Below are 20,305 nucleotides of genomic sequence, written 5' to 3' on the forward strand. Positions count from 1 at the left end.
GCTGTGGCCGGACTTCACTGCCGCTCGGCCTGCACCACGTTCCCGTCGCGGTCCCGAAGTTCGAGCGCCAATGTCATCCCATGCGGCCGTGCCGTGGTGCGTATCCGGTACAGGCACCACGCCTGCTGCACTACCCGTCGAGCGACGCCGAGGTCGGTGAGGAACAGACCGGTGTTCGGTATGCGTGCGCTCATCCGACCGTGCTCGTAGATCGGCTTGCTGTCCACTTCGGTGGTCAACGTGTTAAGCGCCCATGTCTTCGCGTGGCTGACGCCGGAGCAGATCCGCCACGCGGTGAGCAGAGACTCCGGGTGCCCCGGCAGGTCGTCGATCGACTCGATCAGCTTCTCGAACCCGCCGGATCTCCCGGCCGCCATGTCGATACCGAGCCGGGCAGCGGCGTCGTCTGACCACCGCTGCCGTTCCTCGTGCTCACCGCCGTCGTCGAGTAAGGTGCCGCTGTACGCCTTCGCCGAGTACCGCCATGACTCGCGGTGCTGCCAGATGAGCCGAGCGAGACGCGTGTCGACTTGGTCCGGTTCGAGCAGCCAGACCGCGGTGCCGACTGATTCGTAGGCGGCCCGTAGGAGTGCGAACTGCGGTGTCGTCCACGGGTCGTTGAGCACGAGCGTGCAGGCGGCCTCGATGTTCTCGACGGCGTACACCAGCCCACGGCGGGCGACGGTCGCAGCCCAGATGTCGGGGAACCGGGCCTCGTCCGCAGCAAGGTCGCTCTTCGGCTCGGCATGATGATCGGGCATCGCCACGACGAGTGCGCCGATCTCAAGCACCCGCTCCAGATCGCTGCGGATGGCGTTGTCTGTCTCGACGCTGTCTTGCTTCACAGACACAGAACTACCAGGGAGAGCACCAGTGACGACCGCCATAGCGGATCTCAGTTGTCAATCCACCCGTTCGAGAGTAGTTTCATCTGTGACATCTAGCGCATTTGTGCCATCTAGATGTGAAAGGATCAGACGCATGAAGACCATCCCCACCGACGGAATCCCCGCTGAGCAGATCGACGCGCTCGACGAGTTCGCCGCTACCGGCGTCGGTCCCGAGATGCGTGATCTCCTGCAAAGCGTGATCGATTGCGTGCGAGCCGGCGATGACCTCGCCGCTGTTTCCCCGCTGACTGTGCTCCGTCCGAGCCAGGCCGCGGAGCGTCTCGGAATGAGTCGCACCCACCTCTACAAGCTCCTCGACCAAGGTGAAATCGGGTCCCACCGCGTCGGCCGCGATCGCCGCATACTGCTGCGTGATCTCATCGTTTTCGAGGAGCGCCGCCAGCGTGACCGTCGTGAACTCGCCGAGCGTTTCGCATCGCAGAGCAAGACTCGCGAAGGTGCGATCGACGAACTCGCCGATCTGCTGTAGCTGGTCTCGTCGCGGTCCCCGCTGCGGCATCATGGCCTGGTGCAACTCCGCAGAGCCCGTCCCACGATCCGCCTGCTGCGTGAGGACCTCAGTTCCGACTGGGAGTCACCTCACCCGCGGCGATTTTTGCAAACGGGCGAATTGACGTCGTTGCACCCACTGTCGGAGTTGCCGCACCCTATTCTCGCCAAGGCTGTTTCGTCGTTCGGCGATGATCCGGCAGACGACAACTACGTCGGTCCAATCGCCTCCAGTACCAACCTGCCGTTGCTGGAGATCAAGGCCGGCCAGTGGCGAGGTGGGGTGTGGCACGACCGCGAGTTGGACGTGTGTTGGGTCCTCGTGGCTGGGCTGGCCAAAGGTGGCCATGAGGACCATGACGACTTCTACCAATGCGTCGCGCGTGACAACTCCGACCCGTCGCGTTGGATGCCAACAGAGGCTGACGTACGTCTCCTGAAGCGCGAGCGAGCGGCGCTGCGGCTGACCGAGTGGGAGCTCGAGATTCAACAGCAGCTTGCGGGCGCGCTATGCGAAGTGCAGCGAGGTGGAGAGACGGAATTCGAGCTTCCGCATCCGGCCTCACAGCAGGGAGCGATAGCGACCGTGACCATCACCGTCGTTGAGGTACGGGACGACGGTTACGAAGCGGACGAGATCGTCGTTGACATCATTCCGGAGTCACGCCACGGAGGGAGTCAGCTGTTCTGGCAGGCCACCGTAAGGGTGCTGACCACGCTCAATCCGCCGCAACAAGGATGGGATCGATACAAGGACTCCTACAGCAACATCGCTGAGCCCGGTCACTGGTCCGCACGGGTGACTGACCTTGATGAACTGGTGCGACGCCGGGCCCTTGCAGAGTCTGAACCGGGACGGGTCGCCCACTACTTGCACCGCGAGCACATCGCCGAGAGTGTCGTGGAAGGGACCGCGATGCGGGCGATGTGTGGCGTGTTCTTCGTGAACACGCAGACACCCGACGGCCTACCTCAGTGCCCCGACTGCAGCGCGCGGTGGAGTCAGCTCCCGAGGTAGCGGCGCGGATCGCACGTCGCCATCAGCCAGTTCCCTGATCGATCAGCCTCCGGGCCATCTCACAGAGGTCTTGCTTGTGCCGTCCGAGGGTGCGTCCCGCCCCGGTGTCCACGTAGGGCCGGGCGCCCTTACCCGCGAGCCGTTCGTTGTGCAATGTCGCCAAGAGGCGATGCGGCGTACATGACGCTGGTCGTCCCGCCCGCCGTCATGCGCCCACATCAGTTCGCCGCCAACACAGTGTCAGCGCACCGCATGCAGGCGTGCGTGCGTTGCAAGAGAGATGTCAAATCGCCGAACCAACCCGCCGCAGACCCCGGAGCAGATCCTCAAGCTGCTGGTGACACGGCACAACATGACTGAGGTCGCCGAGATCCTGCTCCCACTGCTGGAGAAAGAAAGCCGGCGACCGAGCTGACCGGCGGCACCTGGCAGCGACGGGCTGCCCGGCACAAGGCTTGAACGCTAAGAGTTTCGGTCACGTGAGAACGACTTGTCATTACACTAGCAGTCTTTCCGCGTCGGAATGTCGCTAGCGATGGAGTGTTTCGTCCCCCAGCTACCCCACGGCCGTGGTGCCGCGCACCGCCACACGGCCGGTCCCCCGCATTTGCCATGAAACTGGCGTCGTAGAGCATCTCCGGGCTCAGCGACGACGGACGCTCTGCGATCGTCGCAAAGTGTCACAAGTGATCCCAGCGTTTGGTCGTGACCACGACGCGGTGATGAGCGAAGGGCTTACCTTTCGTTTTACGGGGCGGTTGTGATTGGCACCTCGATATGGTCTCGCGCAACGATCACGCCGTTCTTGATGGCGTAACACTCGACGTAGTGCTCACCCCGGAACTTTGTCGCCTCGCGGTGTGTTCGACTGTCTTCATTGATGATTTGGCCACGAATCTCGTTTCGCTTCTCAGCCTCTTCGCCGCGATTCAAGACTTTCCACTTGAACTTGTACGGTTGTGGCACATCGCATTCCGCGACTTTGAAGTCCAACGTCTTCTGTGGTCTGAGCCAGACCCGTCGGGCAAGCATGCTGCGCAGTGTGTCTGGGCGGAAGCCGCTTTGGGTCACGGTGCAGTCGATGGTCAGGTTGTACCGAACATCCACGGGAAAATCATCCTCGATGAACTCTTCGGTGTTGTCGAACGGATACGCGCTCGCAGTCTTCGCGGTGGTGTCGGCTGCAGGAACGGGCTTGCCGAAGACCTTCCTCCATTTCGCGTTGACCGTCGTCTTACCCTCAGCGTCAATCGCTTTGAGACACAAGTCGTTCGCAGTCTTTGCCTTGCGCTGGAACCTCTTCTTTACCTTTACATCCTGCTTACTTCCCAGCGCCTGGTAGTGGTCGTGGTCATCCTCCTCGGACAGAAACTCAAAGAAGTCGCGGACCATGAAGGCATAAGTCGTCGTGGTCGCGGAATGGTGCTCGGTGTTCTTCTGAAGGAAGTTGTACGCCAAGGTATCCATCAACAGCCCACCCATGACTACGCCGTGCTTGTTCTTCCACGCTCGCGCCAACTTGCATAGTTTGCGGAAATTGCGATTGGTCATGCTGTCGAAGTCTCGGGTCTCGTTGATCTCTTCGCGCGGCTTGGTGACCTTCCAGGACTTCGATTTCGTATGGGGGTACTTGAACGAACCGTCCTCTTGCTCGAAGACGGGTTGTACCTCAAACATGAAATTCTGGAACGTCACGACGACCACCGGACTGTCAACCTTCACGCTGGAAGTCGGGTAGCGCGCTTGTACAGCGGCGCGTGTGCGCGACAAGACATCCGAGGGTCCGTCCTCTCCTTGGTACTTGTCCCATAGCGACGACGGCAGGACGTAGAGCATGTCAAGGTCCGAAATGCCGCGAATTGCCGTGAAGCGCCCGTAGGAGCCCACCATGAGCTGATGGTCCTTGGAGCTGTCGAGGTTCCGGAACTCCTTGTTCAGAACCTTGGTGATTTCATCGCGGCGTGCACTGATGGTGCCGGCATTGTCGACTTGTAGGTTCGTGAGCAGTCCCTCGAAAATCTCACTTGCCTTCATCGGCTGCTGGCTTTCCCTGTCGAAGCTGGATTGGCAGCATCTGGTCGATCTCACTCTCCGAGAACGTCAAGTCTTCGCGGTTCTTCAAACCGTCCTGCGCAGCCTCGTAGGCTTTTGGGGTTGTGCGGGGAGCATCACCGAGGATGGCGAAGTACCGTTTCTGCAAATCGTTGCGTCGTGCGATTCCCTCCTGCATCGAACACGCTCCCGCTTGAAGGTCAACGATGAGCGACAGGTAGGACTCGCGGACATCCCACACCTTTGCCGCCGTGTCACGGTGCTGCTGCATCTCCTCGCCGTGCTTGAAGTTCTTGCTGCCAAGATTCATCGTGGTGACGACCAACGCGATGAACGAGATGACCAGTGGCGCCCACTGCTCCCCGTTTGCCAGGCCGAGGAGCGACGCCACGAACGTGGTCGAGCTAACGGCTGTCATGGCCACAACCCCACGGCGCTGCCACCAATACTTTCGGTAGCAGATATCTGCCTGCTTCTCGTGAGTTTTGTGCGTGTACGCAGCGCGTCCGTACAACTCACGGACTTGCGCGAGCAACAGTTCGGGGCTGCCTTCCGCTGCTGAAGTCTCTTCCGTTGACTCTGCCATACGCCTCCTCTCCTTGAACGATCGCTGGCGGCGCGCCGGTTTCCGGGTTACCTGGTCAACCGGCCAAACGCGGGTTGCATTTGTTATATCACTATGCAAACATAACATACATGACGGAATCCTCGACCCTCGCCGCGCTCCTTCAGGCCATCCGTGCTGCGCTAGATCTGACCCAAGGCGAGCTGGCGGAGCGGCTCGGCGTTTCGTTTGCCACGGTGAACAGGTGGGAAGCCGGTTCCAGCAAGCCGCAGCGAGCCCAGCTCGCCAAGATCAACGCTCTGGCCGAGGATGCTGGCGTCGACGCCAGCGATGCCCCGCTTGCCGGAGGAGCAGTAGTCACCCGCCGCCGTGGCCGCCAAGCTAGGCCGGCGACCCCGACCACCAAGCCGATGGAACAGATGCTGTGGGACGCCGCCTGCTCGATTAGAGGTGAGAAGGACGCGCCGAAGTTCAAGGACTACCTGCTGCCGCTGCTCTTCCTTAAGCGCCTTTCCGATGTCTTTGACGACGAGATTGACCGACTCGCCGAGGAGTACGGCGACCGTCATGTCGCGCTGGAGATCGCGGACAACGATCACGGCCTGCTCCGCTTCTACCTGCCAATCGAGGCGCGTTGGGCCGTCATCAGTGGACGCGCGCAGTACGACTGGCCTGACGACGAGCGCGGTCGGTCTACACGACCACGCGACATCGGTGAGCACCTCACCAAGGCAGTGCGAGCCGTCGTCCGATTCAACCCGAGTCTCGCTGGAGTCATCGACGTCGTGGACTTCGCGGCTGAACGCAACGGTGAGCGGGATATCAACCCCGCCAAGCTCAATGCCGTCGTCGAGACCTTTTCCGACCCGCGTTACCGTCTGGGCCTCGCCGACGTGCAGCCCGACTTCCTTGGCCGCGCATACGAATATCTCCTCCGGAAGTTCGCAGAAGGCTCGGGCCAGAGTGCGGGCGAGTTCTTCACTCCAACCGAGGTCGGATTCCTCATGGCGCGCATCCTGAGGCCGAAGCCAGGACAGACCTGCCATGACTACGCTTGCGGTTCCGCCGGCCTGCTCATCAAGCTCCAGCTCATCGCACGTGAGCTGGACCCGACCGCGAAAGTTCCGCTCAAGCTGTTTGGCCAAGAGCTCCAGGCCGAGAGTTACGCCGTCGCCCGGATGAACGCCATCATCCACGATATGGATGTCGACCTGCGCCGGGGCGACACCATGATCAATCCCAAGTTCCGCACGTCGTCGGGATCGCTCGACCAATTCGATCTTGTCGTCGCTAATCCGATGTGGAACCAGCCTTTTGACCCGAGCATTTTCGAGGACGACCCGTACGACCGGTTCATCAGACACGGTGGCGCAACGTCAGGCAGGGGTGACTGGGCCTGGCTCCAGCAGACGCTCTCGGTACTCAAGGACACCGGCCGTGCGGCTGTCGTCCTCGACACCGGTGCCGTGACTCGCGGCTCGGGCTCGAAGAACGAGGACAAAGAACGCAACATCCGCAAGTGGTTCGTCGACCACGACCTCATCGAGGGCGTCATCCTGCTGCCCGACAACCTCTTCTACAACACGACCGCCGCGGGCATCATCGTCGTGCTCAACAAGCGCAAGCCTGAGTCCAAGAAGGGCAAGATCATCCTGCTCAACGCGAGCAAGCGGGCCACCAAGGGCAAGCCCAAGAACCACCTCGCCGACGACGACGTCGTTGAACTCGCAAAGCTCTACAACGCGGGCGAGGCTGCCGACGGTGAAGTAGCCATCATTGACAACGCACAGGCCGCAGCTAAGGACTACAAGCTCAACCCCAGCGAGTGGGCGAGCAGGTCCAGCGAGACGCAGGTGCGGCCTGTGAGCATCCTCGTCAGCGAACTGGAAGCCCTGGATAACGAGAGCCATCGCTTGGTCAGCGCGCTGTCGGACCTGTTGGCGGGGGTCTGCGATGAGCCTGCTTGACCGAGCATTCGAGGATGGTCGCCCATGGACTCGTATCGGCGACCGCTTTGGCGTGACGAAGAAGCCTCGTGGGCTCGTTGTCTCCAGGAGCGACGCCGTGTCCTTCTTTCCGATGGAGGCAATACCCCAAGGTGGCACCTACGAGCCCGCCTCCGCTGTGACGAAGACCCCGGGCGAGATCACCAGCGGCACCTACTTCGAGCGCGGTGACGTGTTGGTCGCCAAGATCACACCCTCGTTCGAGAATGGGAAGCAGGCACTCGTTCGCTCGTTGACGCAGGCTTTCGGCTACGCGACCACGGAGGTAATACCTCTGCATGCGCTGACTGCGGATTCCGACCCTCGCCTGCTGTTTTTCTACCTCCTTCATCCCGACGTACGTCACCACGTCGCGGAGCGAATGGAGGGTTCAACCGGTCGCCAACGAGTTCCAGAACGACTACTGCTCGACCTCCCCATGCCTGACTTCGACCCGAAAACACAAGCGCGCCTAGCGGATGCGCTGGAACTCGTCCAGTTCACGGCCATGGTCGAGGAGCAAGCCATGGCGGTGGCAATAGAGATGAAGTCAGCGACAATGCGCCAATTGTTCACGCGAGGGCTTCGGCAGGAAGCTCAGAAGGAGACCGAGATCGGTCCGATCCCTCAGAGTTGGGAACTCCTCCCATTGGGTGACCTCGGTCGAATCGGGAATGGTTCGACCCCGAAAAGAGCGACTGACGCTTACTGGGACGGTGGAACTTTCCCCTGGCTCAACAGCGCGAAGGTCTACGACGGTGACATTCGGAACGCAGAGCAATTCGTCACCGACGTTGCGTTGAAGGAGTGCCATCTGCCCGTACTTGAGCCGGGAGCAGTGCTGGTGGCTATCACTGGGCAAGGCAAGACCCTTGGCAATGCAGCGGTCCTGAGCATCCGCGCAACAATCAACCAACACCTCGCCTACCTTCAGACGGATCTTCAGAAGGCTGAACCAAAGTTCATCCGCGCATACCTTGAGACTCAGTACGACCACCTACGTGCGGTCGCTTCCGGCGGAGGTAGTACGAAGGGTGCGCTGACGTGCGGCTTTCTCCGGAGAATGATGGTGCCGCAGCCGCCTACTATTAGCGAGCAACAGGAGATCGTCGAGGTGCTGGATGCCCTCGACCGCAAGATCGACTTGCACACCCGTAAGCGTCGGGTACTCGACCAGCTCTTCAAGTCGTTGCTACACAAGCTGATGACCGGCGAGATTTCGGTGGACGACCTCGACCTAAGTGCTCTGCCGTCAATCGATGGGAGTGCAGCGTGAGCCAGATCAAGATCTCTGAGGCCAAGTCTGTGCAGTTCCCGATGGTGAAGCACGCCTCAGGCGTCGGCTGGGAGCAACTCGCGCCGGAGGAAGCCGACGGCAGGCGTCGTGGTCGGGCGAACATGCTGTTCCCCGAGGTGCTGGAGAACAAACTCCGGCAGTTCAACCCGTGGCTCACCGAGGATCAGGCCCGCGCGATCATCGAGAGCATTGAAGCGCTGCCCGCCACGATCGAGGGCAACCGAGAGGTGCTGCGTTGGCTCCGAGGCGAACGTCAGTGGCACGACGATAACGAACAGCGCCAACGCCCGGTCCAGGTTGTCGATTTCGATCTACCCCACGAGAACGCGCTGCACGTCACGTGGGAGTGGAAGGTCGAGCCGCCGGCGCGGACAAAGGGGAACCGCGCGGACGTCATGTTCGTCGTCAACGGCATCCCCGTCACCATCGTCGAGCACAAGAACCCGAAGGACCGCGACGCTCTGACCAAAGCGGTGACCCAGCTCCGGCGTTACGAGGTGGAGACGCCAGAGCTCTTGGCTCAGGCCCAGCTCCACAACGAGACCCACCTGATCGACTACTGGTATGGCGTGACATGGAACATCAACCGCCGCATGCTCTTTAGGTGGAAGCACACGAGCGACGAATCCTACCGCGATGCCGTGCAGGCGTTCTTCGAGCCGCGTGACTTCCTGCGCACTTTGCGCGAGTGGGTGCTCTTCTACGTCGAAGATGGCGAGACTAAGAAGTCTGTCCTCCGCGAGCACCAGCGCGGCGCAGTCGATGCGGTGGTCGAACGGTGCGCCGACCCAGCAAAGAACCGGGGGCTGATCTGGCACACGCAAGGCTCCGGTAAGACTTTCACCCTGTTGACGGCTGCGCAGCTGATCCTCAGCCAGAAGGACCGCTTCAAGAATGCAACGGTCATCCTCGTTGTTGACCGCACCGAGCTTGAGGGACAACTCAAGGAGTGGGTCGACAGGTTGCTCGGCGAGATGCAGGCCAATGACATCCCGGTTCGGCGTGCCAACAGCAGGGGCGACCTTCAGGACATCTTCGATTCCGATTTCCGTGGGCTGGTCGTGTCAATGATCCACAAGTTCGAGGCGATCCGGAAGGACAGCTCGAATCGGGACAACGTCTTCGTCTTCATCGACGAGGCACACCGTTCAGTTGCCGCCGACCTGGGCTCGTACCTCATGGCGGCGGTACCGAACTCGACGATCATCGGCTTCACGGGCACGCCGGTCGGAGGGACGCAAGGTGGCGGCTCAGGTTCGTTCCAGATCTTCGGATCACAGGACGAAAAGGGCTATCTACACAAGTATTCGATCATCGAGTCGATCGACGACGAGACCACTCTGCCGATCAAATACATGCTGGCACCGTCGTCGATGTCCATGGCACCAGAGGACTTGGACGACCAGTTTTACGCCCTGGCGTCCGATGAGGCTGTCACCGACATCGATGAACTCAACAAGGTACTGCAGCGAGCAGTCGGACTGCGTACCTTCCTGGGCTCTGATAGCCGCGTGAAGCAGGTGGCTGAGTTCGTCGCGAACCACTTCGAGGAGAACGTAAATCCGCTGGGGTACAAGGCGTTTCTGGTCGCGGTCGACCGGGAGACGTGCGCGAAGTACAAGCGCGCGCTCGATGAGTTGCTGCCGTCCGATTGGTCCGAGGTGGTGTACAGCAAGAATGCGAGCGATGTCGTCGACCGTCCCGACGTACATCATCTCCAGCTTTCCGATGACCGCGAGAAAGAGGTGCGGCGGCAGTTCAAGAAGGCCGATCAGCGGCCCAAGATCCTAATCGTCACCGACAAGTTGCTGACCGGCTACGACGCGCCGATTTTGTACGCTTTGTACCTCGACAAGCCGATGCGTGATCACGTCCTCCTCCAGGCGCTCGCGCGCGTGAACCGACCGTATGTTGACGGCGATGGTGTGCAGAAGAAGGTCGGTCTCGTCGTCGACTTCGTTGGCATCCTGAAGGAGCTTCATAAGGCACTGCGGTTCGATTCCGCCGACGTCGAAGGGGCACTCGAAGACCTCGATGTTTTGATGGCGGACCTGTTGGTAAAGATCGACGCCGCTTCCACCGAGTACCTGCAGGTCACGGGTAGCAAAGATGCTGACCAGCAGTTGGAGGGCATCGTCTACGGCAAGTTCATTTCGGAGGATGAGCGTAAGAAGTTCTTCGACGACTACCGCGACATCGAGTCGTTGTGGGAGATCCTCTCGCCATCAGCAGAGTTGCGCGATCACATCACGACATACAAGCGCCTATCTGTTCTTTACGCGGCCGTGCGAAACGCCTACTCGGAGGCAACCACCTTCACCGCCGATCTGGAGCACAAGACGAAGCGCCTGATCGAGGAAACCGCAACTCAGGAAGGCCTAGGTCGGTTCACTAAGGTTGCCACGTTCGATGTCCCAACATTGGAGGCACTGGGTAGGGACAACGGACCGCCCGAGGAGAAGGTCTACAACCTGCTGCGCGGCTTACGCAAGGAGATGGAAGATAATCCGGTCGCCGCGGTGGCGCTGCAGAGCATCAGGGAGAAGGCCGACCGCGTCATTGAGAATCTCGAACAGCGCAAGATCAACGGTCTGGCCGCGCTCGATGAGCTCAAGGCCATCGCAGAGGAGAAGGACCGCCTGCGTGAGTTTGCCAAAGCGAGCGGGCTGTCGGATCGCGCCTTCGGCATTTACTCGGCTTTGAGTACCGAGCGTTCCTTGAGTGAGCTGAAGGTCGACATCCAGTGGGTCGCGGTGAACATCGATGTGGCGGTGGATCAGTTCCCCCACTGGCGCCAGAATCCCGATGAGCGGCGCCGCCTACGCAGTGGGCTCTACAAACCGCTGCTGGATAGCCACGTCCCTGCCAAGTCCTGCGGCGAGATCATCGACAATGTCATGAACGTGCTGGAGAAGGTCTGATGGCGAAGCCAAAGATGCCACTCACCGCCGACCAATTGCTCACCCGCAAGGCGATGACATGGGCAACCAAGGTTCGAGTGAATCCCTCGCGCATCGTGATCGCCGAGCTAACGACGAAGTGGGGCTCATGTGCGCCAGACGGCACGATCACGTTGGCGGAAGACCTCGTTGACACGCCAGCTGCTTTCCAGGACTACGTCGTCGTCCATGAACTGCTCCACTTGCGCTACCGCTCCCACGGAAAAGCCTTCACCGCGATGATGACTGCGCTCGTCCCCGGCTGGCGCGAGCTGGAAGCATCAAGCCCAACCAGGGAGGTACGCGGATGATTTCCGCGGAGTTGTTGGAGCTCCCCGCTAACGCCTGGTTGGAGATTCGGGAAAGGGCAGGGTAGTGGAACTCCTGTACGTCGTTGAGGTCGATATACGTCCCAGCGAAGGTTCCGACCTGACGCCGACGGATGTTCGTAACCGCGTTAAGCGCCACCTCGCGGAGTGGCTGAGTTTCGAGCACACTCCGACGCTGGATGCCGAGGCTCTCCAAACCGACGGAACGATCACTCTCGTCAGCGACCACAAGGACCGGAACGACAGCCGCGTCTCCTGGTCCACCGAAGGCACTCCTGACGTAACAGCGTTAGTCGTCGCGGTGAGAACCGAGATCAGTCGTAGTGGCCGAGCGGACTTCATTTGTGTGGTTACGGTTTTCACGGAAGGCGACGGGACTGCCGTGAGGATTGAGTTGGGGCGCGAGTCGCTGGACGGCGTCCTTGCGCCGACAGGCATCGACTTTTTTCGCCGGCCGTATCTCCTTGTCTTGCTTCTTCGAGACCGCGACCTGCAGTACTGGTCCGGACCCAGTCGGGTTGACGGGCGGTTCAACTGGGTGAACCCGCAACACGCGGACTTTGTGTGGGAGGCGCTGTCCGCAGAGGGACGCCTCCTGCCGATCCTGCTCGTCGACGGGAGCGAGGACGTTGGCGCGCAACTGGCGCGCAAGGCCGCCGGCGAACTGATCGGGCTCGCACCCGTCCTCGCGGTCGATGCACGGTCACAACGACTGCTCGCCGACAGGTTGGACCAGATTGACGCATCTATTCCCCGGGGCGGTGCGCGTCTCGTCTGGCCCGAACTGTCGCTGAGGCACCCGGCATTCGCGGCGGATCAGGTGGCGTTCGCGCCGGGCCGTCTCTTGCGGATGTTGAGTTCCGTCTCTGTAACGGTTCGCGGTGTGAATCAGTTGCTTCGCAGGGCTGAGGGGGCTCGAAGGACCGCGCGCAACGCACAGATCGCAGCCGATCTCGCCGCCGCAAAATCCCAAGGCGACAATTCCAAAGAACTTGAGGCACAGGCTATAGCCATCGGAGAGTTGCAGGACGAGATCAGCCAATACGACTCGTGGTTTAAGCAAGTCGAGGAAGAACGGGACCGATACAAGGCGCAAGCGGTACAAGCCGCGTATTGGAAACAAGAAGCCGAACGCGCCCGCCAGTCGAGCGGGGTGCGCGTGGCTGACTGGGCGGAGGCACCAGAGCTCGACCCGACCGACCTTGCCGATCTGGCCTCATACCTCGAGAAGCAGGGGCACGGCGCCATAGTTTTCACTCGGAACGCGCACCAGTCATGGAAGCGTGACGCTTATCCACATGTCGACCTCATGCGTGAGGCCCTCATCGCACTCACCAAGGCAGCCACCGAGTATCGGCGTCTCGGATGCCAGCTCGGTATGGCTCCGGACGACTGGTTCAAGCATGAGTGGGAACTCAATCTCGCCTCGACGGACCAGTACATGAGCAAGCATCGGCTCGATTCGTTCGAATTCGACGGCAAATCGCACAGTCGACTCCCGCACCTTAAGTTGGGTGACAACACATCACCGAACGAGGTCGGTCGCGTCTACTTTGCAATGGATTCCGAAGGTGAGCGCTTCATCGTCGATCATGTCGGGCTGAAGCTCTACGGGCTCTGAAATTCAGAGAATGACGGCCCGTCACCTTCACAACAGAGGCGACCACTTCCACGCGTCACACTAGTCCTCAACACCACTGGATTGCGGCTCCGCCGCCACGGTCGACGGGGAACTGGGATTAGCTAATGTGTTGTCCTGCAACGTTTTTGCAGCAAACTGCACCGCACCGCAGGCGTCGGCGAACGCCCGTTGAGCTACCTTCATCGCGTTGAAGATCTCGTTTGCATGCTCGTAGTCAGCAGCGTAGATATTGAGACGAATGGCCAATGCTCCGAGCACGTCAGCCTCGGCCATTCCTATGCCAGCAAGCGTTCCAAGGAGCTTGTTGACCACTGCCGGATCGCCCGCAGACAGTCCAATTTCCCGCAGATCCCCATCCAAGACGTACATTCGCGTCCGTATGTTCTCCGCCTGGGCGATCAACGGTGCTGCATCCCCCCAGGTGATGAAGTCAGGAATGACCGCCTCGGTTGGGTAGCCAGGTTCCTGAGGCCACAGTTCCCTGATCGACGCTGCTGACCTAACCGCCAATCCGCGGCCAGAGGCCGGCACAAGAAGACCTTGACCGCGGAGTTCTTGCACAGCCCGCCTGACGGTCATCCTCGCGACGCCAAAATGTTTGGCAAGCTTTGTTTCCGCCGGTAGCCGCTCGCCAGGAGCTAACTGACGGGACGTGATAGCCACCCGAAGGAACTGCGCGATCTGTTCATAAGGAGGCACACCATTGTCCCGGTCGATCTGACCAAGATTTAACACAGACCACCTGCCACTCGATCGATACGTCTAGCCAATAGCTAGCCAGAGTACTCGCCTGGCGATCGCAAAAGCTCAGACCCAAACTGAGCGCGCCGATTGGGTTGTGACCAGCAGAAACCTCTACCCCTAGATGTCACACCGGCGTCATCACCTTCATCGGAGTGCCAACTACATAGATCGATGATTGCTTTTGTCTAGTTTTTGTCTATACAGTGAGTAGACATAGACAGGCCCATGGCAGCCAGACGATCGAAAGGTTCAGCAATGTCCATCCCCAAATGGCTCCAGATAGGGCACGACCAGGTGTTTTCGTGCGGCGCGTTCATCGTTTCGGAGGTGACGCCGATGATCGACTTCGACAAGTCCTCGGGCGAGAACCGCGTCCAGGCGAGGGACCGCGATACGGGTGTACCGATGTGGCAGGTCGAAGTACTCGACGGAGATCCGACAGCACCGAAGCGCAGCCGCACGGTGACGGTGAAGTTCGCCGCACCGATGCAACCCATTGCGCCCACCAATTCCAGCGGAACACCCTTCACCCCTGTAGTTTTCGAAGGCCTGACAGCGCTGCCGTACATCGAGCGGACGGGCGATTTCTCACGGATCGCGTGGTCGTTCCGCGCCTCGGGCATGACAGCAGCGGGCAAGCCGTCCGCAGCATCGAACACGGGTCGGGCGTCGGAATGAACCCTGACCCGTTCGCGCCGGTCGGTCCCGGTACCCCATTGCGGTTCGACCACCTGGTGCACCTGCTGACCAGTATTGCCCTGTGCCTGGCGGCCGTCATGGTCGTCATCGGCGCTGCGCTCATCTATTGGCGACTGCGCTCACCGCAAACCTACGAGGAACGGTTTGCAGCACCTGCCCGGCTCGTGCGCTGGCGGCTCTGGGCACACGTCTCATGGCAACGGCTATGCAAGCGCTGCGGCCTATCGGCCTCCGAACGGGTGACGCGCCGCGACAACGAAGGACGACAAGTCACGTCGACGCGTTGGTTTCATCCAAAGCTCTTGGGAACGGCCGTCTCCCACTCCTGCCTGCATCTGACAGTGCGAGCAAGGATGGGACAGACCGTCGAGGACCTGGAGCGGGCTGTTCCAGCGATCCGGGACGCTGCGGGCGCACACTCAGCGCGGTCGGTCGTGGTCTCTCCTGGCACGGTTTGGATCGAACTGGTCATGCGGGAACGGTTGTCGACGGTAGGCAGCGCCGCGCCGCCGACCGCAGTAGCGACAGCGCGCGTCATGATCGGTCGCTGCGAGAACGGCTCGGCGTGGACCATACCCTTGAGCGGCCGACACACCTTGACCGTGGGCTGCTCAGGCGCAGGCAAAGGTTCCGTCTTCTGGGGTATCGCAGGGGGGGCTCGGCCCCGCTGTTGCCGCCGGTGTGGTTCGCCTGGTGGGAATCGACCTGAAGTACGGCATCGAATTGTCAGTCGGCGCTCCTTTGTTCTCCAAGATCGCCACCACAGAGATCGATGCCGTGGAAACCCTTGCCGCGCTGGAAAAGTTGATGAACAAGCGCGGGAATGAGATGGCCGGCCGCACGCGTGAGCACAGTCCGACCAAAGCATCACCACTCGTGGTGTTGCTGATCGACGAACTGGCCGGAGTCACCGCGTACATGAGCGATCCGGCCCTGCGCAAAGCAGCCGCCGCCTCGTTGTCGCGGATTCTCACCAAAGGCCGTGCCCTGGGAATCGTCGTGGTGGCGTTCCTGCAAGACCCACGCAAAGAAATCCTACCGATGCGGGGACTGTTCACCCAGACCATCGCGCTTCGACTGCGTTCCCGCGATGAAGTCGCCATGGTTCTCGGCGACGGAATGGCAGATTCCGCACTCGCACACCGGATCAGCCCAGACAGACCGGGAACCGGCTACGTCATCGCCGAGGACGGCCAAGCGACCAAGGTGCGATCCGACTTCTGGTCCGATGAACAAATCCGCTCCACTGCAGAGCAATACGGACGGCCCCGCACTGTCGGAGGACAGCGCAATGAATGACGACTGGTCCATCTTCGAACCACCCGATCAGGATCAGCTGGCGCGGCATGCCGATGATCTGATCCTCCGCTCCAACCTCGTCCGCAGAGACGGATGGGATCATTACCTGCGGGTCTGGTCGCGCGGCGAAGTCATCGGCACCGCCCTGGTCCTGGGTGACAACGCCGAACTCCAGCGCTGCGGTGAGACAACGACCTCCTCGATGGAACGGTGGGCATTCGAACTGTGGGGAATCACCGGCGGTCAGTCCGACGTCGACCGTGGATTGCAGCGCACGCGTGCCTGGTTCGACTCGATCCGTGCAGCGAGGTGAAGCGATGGTCACTCATGGCCTCAGGGAGGCGCTCGTCGCTGCGGGCAACTTCCCCGAACTGTTGACCGCAGAGCAGGTCTCAGCGCTGCTCGGTGTCTCGGCCGCGACACTCAACCGCTGGGCCGCGCTCCGCGAAACGACCGGTGAGCAGATCGGCCCACCGTGCTACACCCTGTCGGAGCGGGTACGCCGTTGGGACTGCGCGGAAGTCCGGTCCTGGCTCAAGCAGGTGCGTCGATAATGGCCGGAAACACACCTCGCGGCATCCGGAAACGACTCAACGCAGCCGGAGAATCCCGATACCAAGTCCGCTACCTGATCCGAGACCCCGACGCACCGTCAGGCTGGGGCGAAACCTCCGCCACCTTCCCCACCCTGCGCGAGGCGAAGGCATTCAAATCCGAACGCGACAACGAAGCCGCGATCGGCGCACGCCGATTCGACCCGCGCCTCGGCCGCACACCGCTGAGCCGGGTATGGACCCAGTTCTCCGGTTCCAAGAAACCGGCGGTGTCTCCGAAGACGTGGAGCGGCTACACCCAGCACTGGGAACTGCGTATCGCACCGCGCTTCGGCCATCTGCCCGTCGACGAAATCACCCGCGCCGACATCCAGGCGTTCGTCGACGTCCTGACGATCGGACCGTGGGCGAAGGTATCAACGCTGCGACTCCTGCGGTCGATCCTCGACGTGGCCCACCAGGACGGCCGCATCCACCGCAATCCTGCCATCGGCGTCTCAGCAGGTCGCATTCCTGAACGGGAACGACACCGCTATCTGACCGCCCAGGAAGTCCAGACGCTCGCTATCGCGTGCGGCGACCAGGGCGACGTCGTGACCATCCTCGCGTACACCGGCTTGCGTTGGTCCGAACTCGTCGGCCTCCGCGTCAAGGACGTCGACCTCGTGGCCCGCCGCCTCTACGTCCGACGGGCAGCGCCAGAAGTCGAGGGCCGTATCATCGTCGGCCCTCCGAAGACCCGTGCCGGCATCCGAACCGTCCCGCTGCCGCAAGTCGTCGTCGACATCTTCAAACGGCGTCTCAGCGGCCGCGCACCTGACGAACCCGCTGTCACCTCACCCAACGGAGCGATGCTGCGATCGAACAACTGGCGCAGGCACACGCACTGGAATAAAGCGCTCAACAGGACCGATCTAGCCCCACTGACCATTCATGATCTGCGCCATACCTACGCCAGCCTGGCGCGCAAGTCCGGCGCGGACCTGCGCTACGTGCAGAAAACTATGGGGCATTCGACGCCGACTGTCACCGCGAACATCTACAGCGACCTCTACTCCGATGAGCTGGACCAGGTGGCAACGAACCTCGATCAACTCCACGCGACCGAGATTCATACACCGAAGACCGGACAAGAACCGGACAAAGAAAACTGACAACTGAGTGCAAGACCCGTGTCGATGCAGGTAAAGAATGGTGGCCAGGGCCGGGATCGAACCGGCGACCTTCCGCTTTTCAGGCGGACGCTCGTACCAACTGAGCTACCTGGCCGGAAGGCCGTCGGCCTCTAGACCGAAGTGCCTCGCCGTGATGGCGACCCTGACGGGACTCGAACCCGCGACCTCCGCCGTGACAGGGCGGCGCGCTAACCAACTGCGCCACAGGGCCTTACTTTCCAGCATGCTCCGCGTTGCCGCGTTGCGTACCCCCAACGGGATTCGAACCCGTGCTACCGCCGTGAAAGGGCGGCGTCCTAGGCCACTAGACGATGGGGGCCTAATCCGAATCTCTCCGGGGTACTCATCAACCTCGTTCGTTGGGAGCTTCGATAGCTTAGGGTACCGGTGCCCAAATCTTCAAACCCGGTGGTCGCAACACCAATTTCAATCATCTTGTACCCTGTCTTCTCGCGCCCCTATAGCTCAGTTGGTAGAGCTACGGACTTTTAATCCGCAGGTCGTAGGTTCGAGCCCTACTGGGGGCACCAAACACCCGCCGCAAGGCGGGTCCACGGTGCGGTTCACGCGCTCCGCGCGGTCGCGATCTCGTCGGCCAGCGGAGCAATCGCGGCGATGATCTGCCCGACGATCGGCTCGGGCACCCCGGCATCGGCCAGGCTGTCGGAGAGGTGGCCGGCCACCAGGTTGAAGTGATGCAGGGCGATGCCGCGGCCCTGATGGACCTGACGCATCGGTGCACCGCTGTACTGCACGGGCCCGCCCAATGCCGCGGCGAAGAACTCGACCTGCTTGCCCTTGAGCCTGGCCATATTGGTTCCGGTGAAGAAACCCGCGAGTTCGTCGTCCGCCAGTACCCGCCGATAGAAGTCTTCAACGACGGTCTCGAGTGCCTCGGTCCCGCCGATCTGGTCATAGATGGTCGTCATGGCGCCAGCCTCGCCCGACGTCGTTGCCACCCAATTTCGAACGCGTAGCCGATCCGCTACGGCCACCTCACGGTGCGACGCTTCACACCACAGGCCGGCGCACCACGGACCACAGCCGTTTATCGTTGTACGCGGGGTCGGACGGCCCAACGTGAAGTAGATGGCGAGATTGTGGAGAATTCTCGCCATCAAGTTCACGTTCGGGGTCGACAGCATGAAGTCGACAGCACGAAGGAGTCAGCAGCATGTTCTCCCGGCGCTTGAGCACTCGAGCCATGGCCACCGCGGTCGGTGCTGCCGCGCTGGCCGCCAGCGCCGCATTCGGGGTCGCGCCAGCTCACGCCGACGCTCAGGACGACCAGTTCTTCACCATCGTCAAGGACCTGAACATCCCGACCACCTCGGCCGAGGAGGCCGGCCAGGTCGGGCGCGGAGTCTGTGACGCGCTCACGAAGGGCAAGATCGAGCCCGCGCGCACGGTGCGGGGAGTCATCAGCCAGCTGAGGAACCAGGCAGGCATCGACAAACATCAGGCCGCGAACCTGGTCCGGGGTGCGGTCAAGGTCTACTGCCCGCAGAACGCCCCGTTCGTCGGGCGCTGAGGCGGTCCGTTCAGACCTTCGGGCAGTAGTGCATCCCGTTGTCGCGGTGCCCAATTGGCGGCAGGTTGCGGGCCGGGGTGTGCACCAAGGGTGCGTCCGCCGGGAGACGGCCGGTGGCGCGATCCCACGCGGTGCGCGCCCGCGGATGCATGCGGCGACGACGCGGCACCATCGTGAATACCCTGCCAATCACCTTGCCCAACAGGCGATGTACCTTCTCGTCGCGCTCAGACCAGGTGTAGCCCATCAGCTCGCGCACCGCTGGGTGGTACAGGCCGACGGTGAACCACACGAACAACGGGTGCACTACATACTTGCGCTGCAGCGCCCACATCCAGTTCGGCATCTTCGACGCGAACGGGGGCTTGGGCAGCTCGGACAGATCCAACACGTCACGGACCGCCTGGTTGTTCTCCAACACGTTGCGGCACATGTGATCCCAGTAGACCTGGAAGTCCTCCCAGGTTTCCGGCACGGGGCGCATACTCATCCCGTACATCGAGTACCACTGCTTGTGTTCCTCGAACAGCCGCCGCTTGTCGGCCTCGGAGATCCCACCCGCGAGCCGGTCGGCCACGATGATCGTGCCGACGAAAAACGTCGAATGCGCCCAGTAGAAGACCTCGGGATTCAACGCGTGGTACCGGCGCCCCTGAGCGTCAACACCTTTGATGTTGACGTGGTAGTCGCGTACCTCGGCACCGGTCGCCGGCGCACGGTCGCCGTCGAACACGACGCCGCCGATCGGGTACAGCGAGCGCAGCAAGCGGGGCCAGCGCTCCTGAAAGAAGATCGAGTGCTCCTCGACGGCCGCACCGAGTTGCGGGTGCATGTTCTGCATGGAGCCGGCCCACGGACCTTGCAGCATGCCGCGCCAGTCACCGAAGTACTTCCACGTCAGCGAATCCGGCCCGAGCGGTGTAGGCGGGGCCTCATACCCGCCCGGGGCGGCTGGGCAGCCCGCCGTCACGGCGGCGGAACCGCTGGTCACCGGGCATGTCTCAGAAGTATCTTGTGTCACAGGTGCGCTTTCTGCCGGCAGAACGATGATCCTGTTTCAATTGTGACTACATACG

Annotated in this window: 19 protein-coding genes, 4 tRNA genes and 1 pseudogene; 15 read left to right on the forward strand and 9 right to left on the reverse strand. The window is 61.6% G+C overall.

Annotation, left to right across the window (positions count from 1 at the left end):
• Nucleotides 1-14: 14 nt before the first annotated feature.
• The gene (locus HBE63_RS21085) at nucleotides 15-851 is read right to left on the reverse strand and encodes a hypothetical protein (protein ID WP_166906489.1); all 837 of its coding nucleotides are present in this window, start codon (nucleotides 849-851) and stop codon (nucleotides 15-17) included.
• A gap of 130 nt (nucleotides 852-981) precedes the next feature.
• Between HBE63_RS21085 and HBE63_RS21090 the strand changes: the two genes are divergently transcribed.
• The 3 genes from HBE63_RS21090 to HBE63_RS31745 all read left to right on the forward strand — a co-directional run bounded on the left by HBE63_RS21090 (nucleotide 982) and on the right by HBE63_RS31745 (nucleotide 2,833).
• Nucleotides 982-1,380, forward strand: a complete 399-nt coding sequence (locus HBE63_RS21090; RefSeq protein ID WP_166906490.1) for a helix-turn-helix domain-containing protein — start codon at nucleotides 982-984, stop codon at nucleotides 1,378-1,380.
• Nucleotides 1,381-1,419: 39 nt separating this feature from the next.
• Nucleotides 1,420-2,418, forward strand: a complete 999-nt coding sequence (locus HBE63_RS21095) for a DUF3039 domain-containing protein (RefSeq protein ID WP_166906491.1) — start codon at nucleotides 1,420-1,422, stop codon at nucleotides 2,416-2,418.
• Nucleotides 2,419-2,698: 280 nt separating this feature from the next.
• Entirely contained in the window at nucleotides 2,699-2,833 is a 135-nt protein-coding gene (locus tag HBE63_RS31745) for a hypothetical protein (RefSeq protein ID WP_256367888.1), read from the forward strand.
• Between the two features lie 332 nt (nucleotides 2,834-3,165).
• On the opposite strand, the gene HBE63_RS21105 is transcribed toward HBE63_RS31745, so the two are convergent.
• Both HBE63_RS21105 and HBE63_RS21110 read right to left on the reverse strand, forming a co-directional pair.
• A complete protein-coding gene (locus HBE63_RS21105) occupies nucleotides 3,166-4,452 on the reverse strand; it encodes a nucleotidyltransferase (protein ID WP_166906492.1) in 1,287 nt (428 codons plus the stop codon).
• The gene (locus HBE63_RS21110) at nucleotides 4,439-5,056 is read right to left on the reverse strand and encodes an SLATT domain-containing protein (RefSeq protein ID WP_166906493.1); all 618 of its coding nucleotides are present in this window, start codon (nucleotides 5,054-5,056) and stop codon (nucleotides 4,439-4,441) included. The genes HBE63_RS21105 and HBE63_RS21110 overlap by 14 nt, the downstream gene beginning before the upstream one ends.
• Before the next feature lie 80 nt (nucleotides 5,057-5,136).
• Between HBE63_RS21110 and HBE63_RS21115 the strand changes: the two genes are divergently transcribed.
• From HBE63_RS21115 to HBE63_RS21135, 5 genes are all read left to right on the forward strand, one after another.
• A complete protein-coding gene (locus HBE63_RS21115) occupies nucleotides 5,137-7,002 on the forward strand; it encodes an N-6 DNA methylase (RefSeq protein ID WP_243858204.1) in 1,866 nt (621 codons plus the stop codon).
• The gene (locus HBE63_RS21120; RefSeq protein ID WP_166906495.1) at nucleotides 6,989-8,296 is read left to right on the forward strand and encodes a restriction endonuclease subunit S; all 1,308 of its coding nucleotides are present in this window, start codon (nucleotides 6,989-6,991) and stop codon (nucleotides 8,294-8,296) included. Before HBE63_RS21115 ends, HBE63_RS21120 begins: the two co-directional genes overlap by 14 nt.
• Entirely contained in the window at nucleotides 8,293-11,238 is a 2,946-nt protein-coding gene (locus HBE63_RS21125; RefSeq protein WP_166906496.1) for a type I restriction endonuclease subunit R, read from the forward strand. Before HBE63_RS21120 ends, HBE63_RS21125 begins: the two co-directional genes overlap by 4 nt.
• Nucleotides 11,238-11,567: a M48 family metallopeptidase gene (locus HBE63_RS21130; protein ID WP_166906497.1), complete on the forward strand. Its 330-nt coding sequence runs from the start codon at nucleotides 11,238-11,240 to the stop codon at nucleotides 11,565-11,567. The genes HBE63_RS21125 and HBE63_RS21130 overlap by 1 nt, the downstream gene beginning before the upstream one ends.
• Nucleotides 11,568-11,631: 64 nt before the next feature.
• Nucleotides 11,632-13,206, forward strand: coding sequence for a hypothetical protein (locus HBE63_RS21135; protein WP_166906498.1), 1,575 nt, complete (start codon nucleotides 11,632-11,634; stop codon nucleotides 13,204-13,206).
• Nucleotides 13,207-13,266: 60 nt separating this feature from the next.
• Here HBE63_RS21135 and HBE63_RS21140 read toward each other — a convergent pair whose 3' ends face one another.
• Complete coding sequence (locus HBE63_RS21140) at nucleotides 13,267-13,962, reverse strand: GntR family transcriptional regulator (protein WP_166906499.1); 696 nt, start codon at nucleotides 13,960-13,962, stop codon at nucleotides 13,267-13,269.
• A 264-nt stretch (nucleotides 13,963-14,226) separates the two neighbouring features.
• Here HBE63_RS21140 and HBE63_RS21145 point away from each other — a divergent pair, with 264 nt between their 5' ends.
• The 5 genes and pseudogenes from HBE63_RS21145 to HBE63_RS21165 all read left to right on the forward strand — a co-directional run bounded on the left by HBE63_RS21145 (nucleotide 14,227) and on the right by HBE63_RS21165 (nucleotide 17,677).
• Nucleotides 14,227-14,649: a plasmid replication, integration and excision activator gene (locus tag HBE63_RS21145; protein ID WP_166906500.1), complete on the forward strand. Its 423-nt coding sequence runs from the start codon at nucleotides 14,227-14,229 to the stop codon at nucleotides 14,647-14,649.
• Nucleotides 14,646-15,969 (forward strand): annotated as a pseudogene (locus HBE63_RS21150) (FtsK/SpoIIIE domain-containing protein). Before HBE63_RS21145 ends, HBE63_RS21150 begins: the two are co-directional and overlap by 4 nt.
• On the forward strand, nucleotides 15,962-16,282 hold the full coding sequence (locus HBE63_RS21155) for a hypothetical protein (RefSeq protein ID WP_166906501.1): 321 nt from the start codon (nucleotides 15,962-15,964) through the stop codon (nucleotides 16,280-16,282). The pseudogene HBE63_RS21150 and the gene HBE63_RS21155 overlap by 8 nt, the downstream one beginning before the upstream one ends.
• A gap of 4 nt (nucleotides 16,283-16,286) precedes the next feature.
• Nucleotides 16,287-16,523 carry an AlpA family transcriptional regulator gene (locus HBE63_RS21160; protein WP_065139020.1) on the forward strand — a complete coding sequence of 79 codons (237 nt, stop codon included), beginning with the start codon at nucleotides 16,287-16,289 and terminating at the stop codon, nucleotides 16,521-16,523.
• The gene (locus HBE63_RS21165) at nucleotides 16,523-17,677 is read left to right on the forward strand and encodes a site-specific integrase (RefSeq protein ID WP_166906502.1); all 1,155 of its coding nucleotides are present in this window, start codon (nucleotides 16,523-16,525) and stop codon (nucleotides 17,675-17,677) included. The genes HBE63_RS21160 and HBE63_RS21165 overlap by 1 nt, the downstream gene beginning before the upstream one ends.
• A gap of 38 nt (nucleotides 17,678-17,715) precedes the next feature.
• Here HBE63_RS21165 and HBE63_RS21170 read toward each other — a convergent pair.
• The 3 genes from HBE63_RS21170 to HBE63_RS21180 form a co-directional block, all read right to left on the reverse strand.
• Nucleotides 17,716-17,792, reverse strand: a tRNA-Phe gene (locus tag HBE63_RS21170).
• Between the two features lie 40 nt (nucleotides 17,793-17,832).
• Nucleotides 17,833-17,909 (reverse strand) — tRNA-Asp (locus HBE63_RS21175).
• 35 nt (nucleotides 17,910-17,944) lie between these two features.
• Nucleotides 17,945-18,017, reverse strand: a tRNA-Glu gene (locus HBE63_RS21180).
• A 135-nt stretch (nucleotides 18,018-18,152) separates the two neighbouring features.
• Between HBE63_RS21180 and HBE63_RS21185 the strand changes: the two genes are divergently transcribed.
• Nucleotides 18,153-18,228 (forward strand) — tRNA-Lys (locus HBE63_RS21185).
• Nucleotides 18,229-18,261: 33 nt separating this feature from the next.
• Here the strand turns inward: HBE63_RS21185 and HBE63_RS21190 are convergent.
• Nucleotides 18,262-18,627, reverse strand: a complete 366-nt coding sequence (locus tag HBE63_RS21190; RefSeq protein ID WP_166906503.1) for a group 1 truncated hemoglobin — start codon at nucleotides 18,625-18,627, stop codon at nucleotides 18,262-18,264.
• 245 nt (nucleotides 18,628-18,872) lie between these two features.
• Here HBE63_RS21190 and HBE63_RS21195 point away from each other — a divergent pair, with 245 nt between their 5' ends.
• Nucleotides 18,873-19,229, forward strand: a complete 357-nt coding sequence (locus HBE63_RS21195; protein WP_166906504.1) for a DUF732 domain-containing protein — start codon at nucleotides 18,873-18,875, stop codon at nucleotides 19,227-19,229.
• A 10-nt stretch (nucleotides 19,230-19,239) separates the two neighbouring features.
• Here the strand turns inward: HBE63_RS21195 and HBE63_RS21200 are convergent, their stop codons facing one another.
• Nucleotides 19,240-20,250, reverse strand: a complete 1,011-nt coding sequence (locus HBE63_RS21200; protein ID WP_166906505.1) for an oxygenase MpaB family protein — start codon at nucleotides 20,248-20,250, stop codon at nucleotides 19,240-19,242.
• Between the last annotated feature and the right edge of the window lie 55 nt (nucleotides 20,251-20,305).

Source organism: Mycobacterium sp. DL440, from assembly GCF_011745145.1.
Taxonomy (GTDB): domain Bacteria; phylum Actinomycetota; class Actinomycetes; order Mycobacteriales; family Mycobacteriaceae; genus Mycobacterium.

Bases quoted from the DNA above. Each gene is read 5' to 3' on its own strand.
- HBE63_RS21120 (WP_166906495.1), top strand. From the start codon at position 6,989: ATGAGCCTGCTTGACCGAGCATTCGAGGATGGTCGCCCATGGACTCGT.
- HBE63_RS21105 (WP_166906492.1), bottom strand. From the start codon at position 4,452: ATGAAGGCAAGTGAGATTTTCGAGGGACTGCTCACGAACCTACAAGTC.
- HBE63_RS21160 (WP_065139020.1), top strand. From the start codon at position 16,287: ATGGTCACTCATGGCCTCAGGGAGGCGCTCGTCGCTGCGGGCAACTTC.
- HBE63_RS21145 (WP_166906500.1), top strand. From the start codon at position 14,227: ATGTCCATCCCCAAATGGCTCCAGATAGGGCACGACCAGGTGTTTTCG.
- HBE63_RS21090 (WP_166906490.1), top strand. From the start codon at position 982: ATGAAGACCATCCCCACCGACGGAATCCCCGCTGAGCAGATCGACGCG.
- HBE63_RS21110 (WP_166906493.1), bottom strand. From the start codon at position 5,056: ATGGCAGAGTCAACGGAAGAGACTTCAGCAGCGGAAGGCAGCCCCGAA.
- HBE63_RS31745 (WP_256367888.1), top strand. From the start codon at position 2,699: ATGTCAAATCGCCGAACCAACCCGCCGCAGACCCCGGAGCAGATCCTC.
- HBE63_RS21190 (WP_166906503.1), bottom strand. From the start codon at position 18,627: ATGACGACCATCTATGACCAGATCGGCGGGACCGAGGCACTCGAGACC.
- HBE63_RS21195 (WP_166906504.1), top strand. From the start codon at position 18,873: ATGTTCTCCCGGCGCTTGAGCACTCGAGCCATGGCCACCGCGGTCGGT.
- HBE63_RS21130 (WP_166906497.1), top strand. From the start codon at position 11,238: ATGGCGAAGCCAAAGATGCCACTCACCGCCGACCAATTGCTCACCCGC.
- HBE63_RS21165 (WP_166906502.1), top strand. From the start codon at position 16,523: ATGGCCGGAAACACACCTCGCGGCATCCGGAAACGACTCAACGCAGCC.
- HBE63_RS21155 (WP_166906501.1), top strand. From the start codon at position 15,962: ATGAATGACGACTGGTCCATCTTCGAACCACCCGATCAGGATCAGCTG.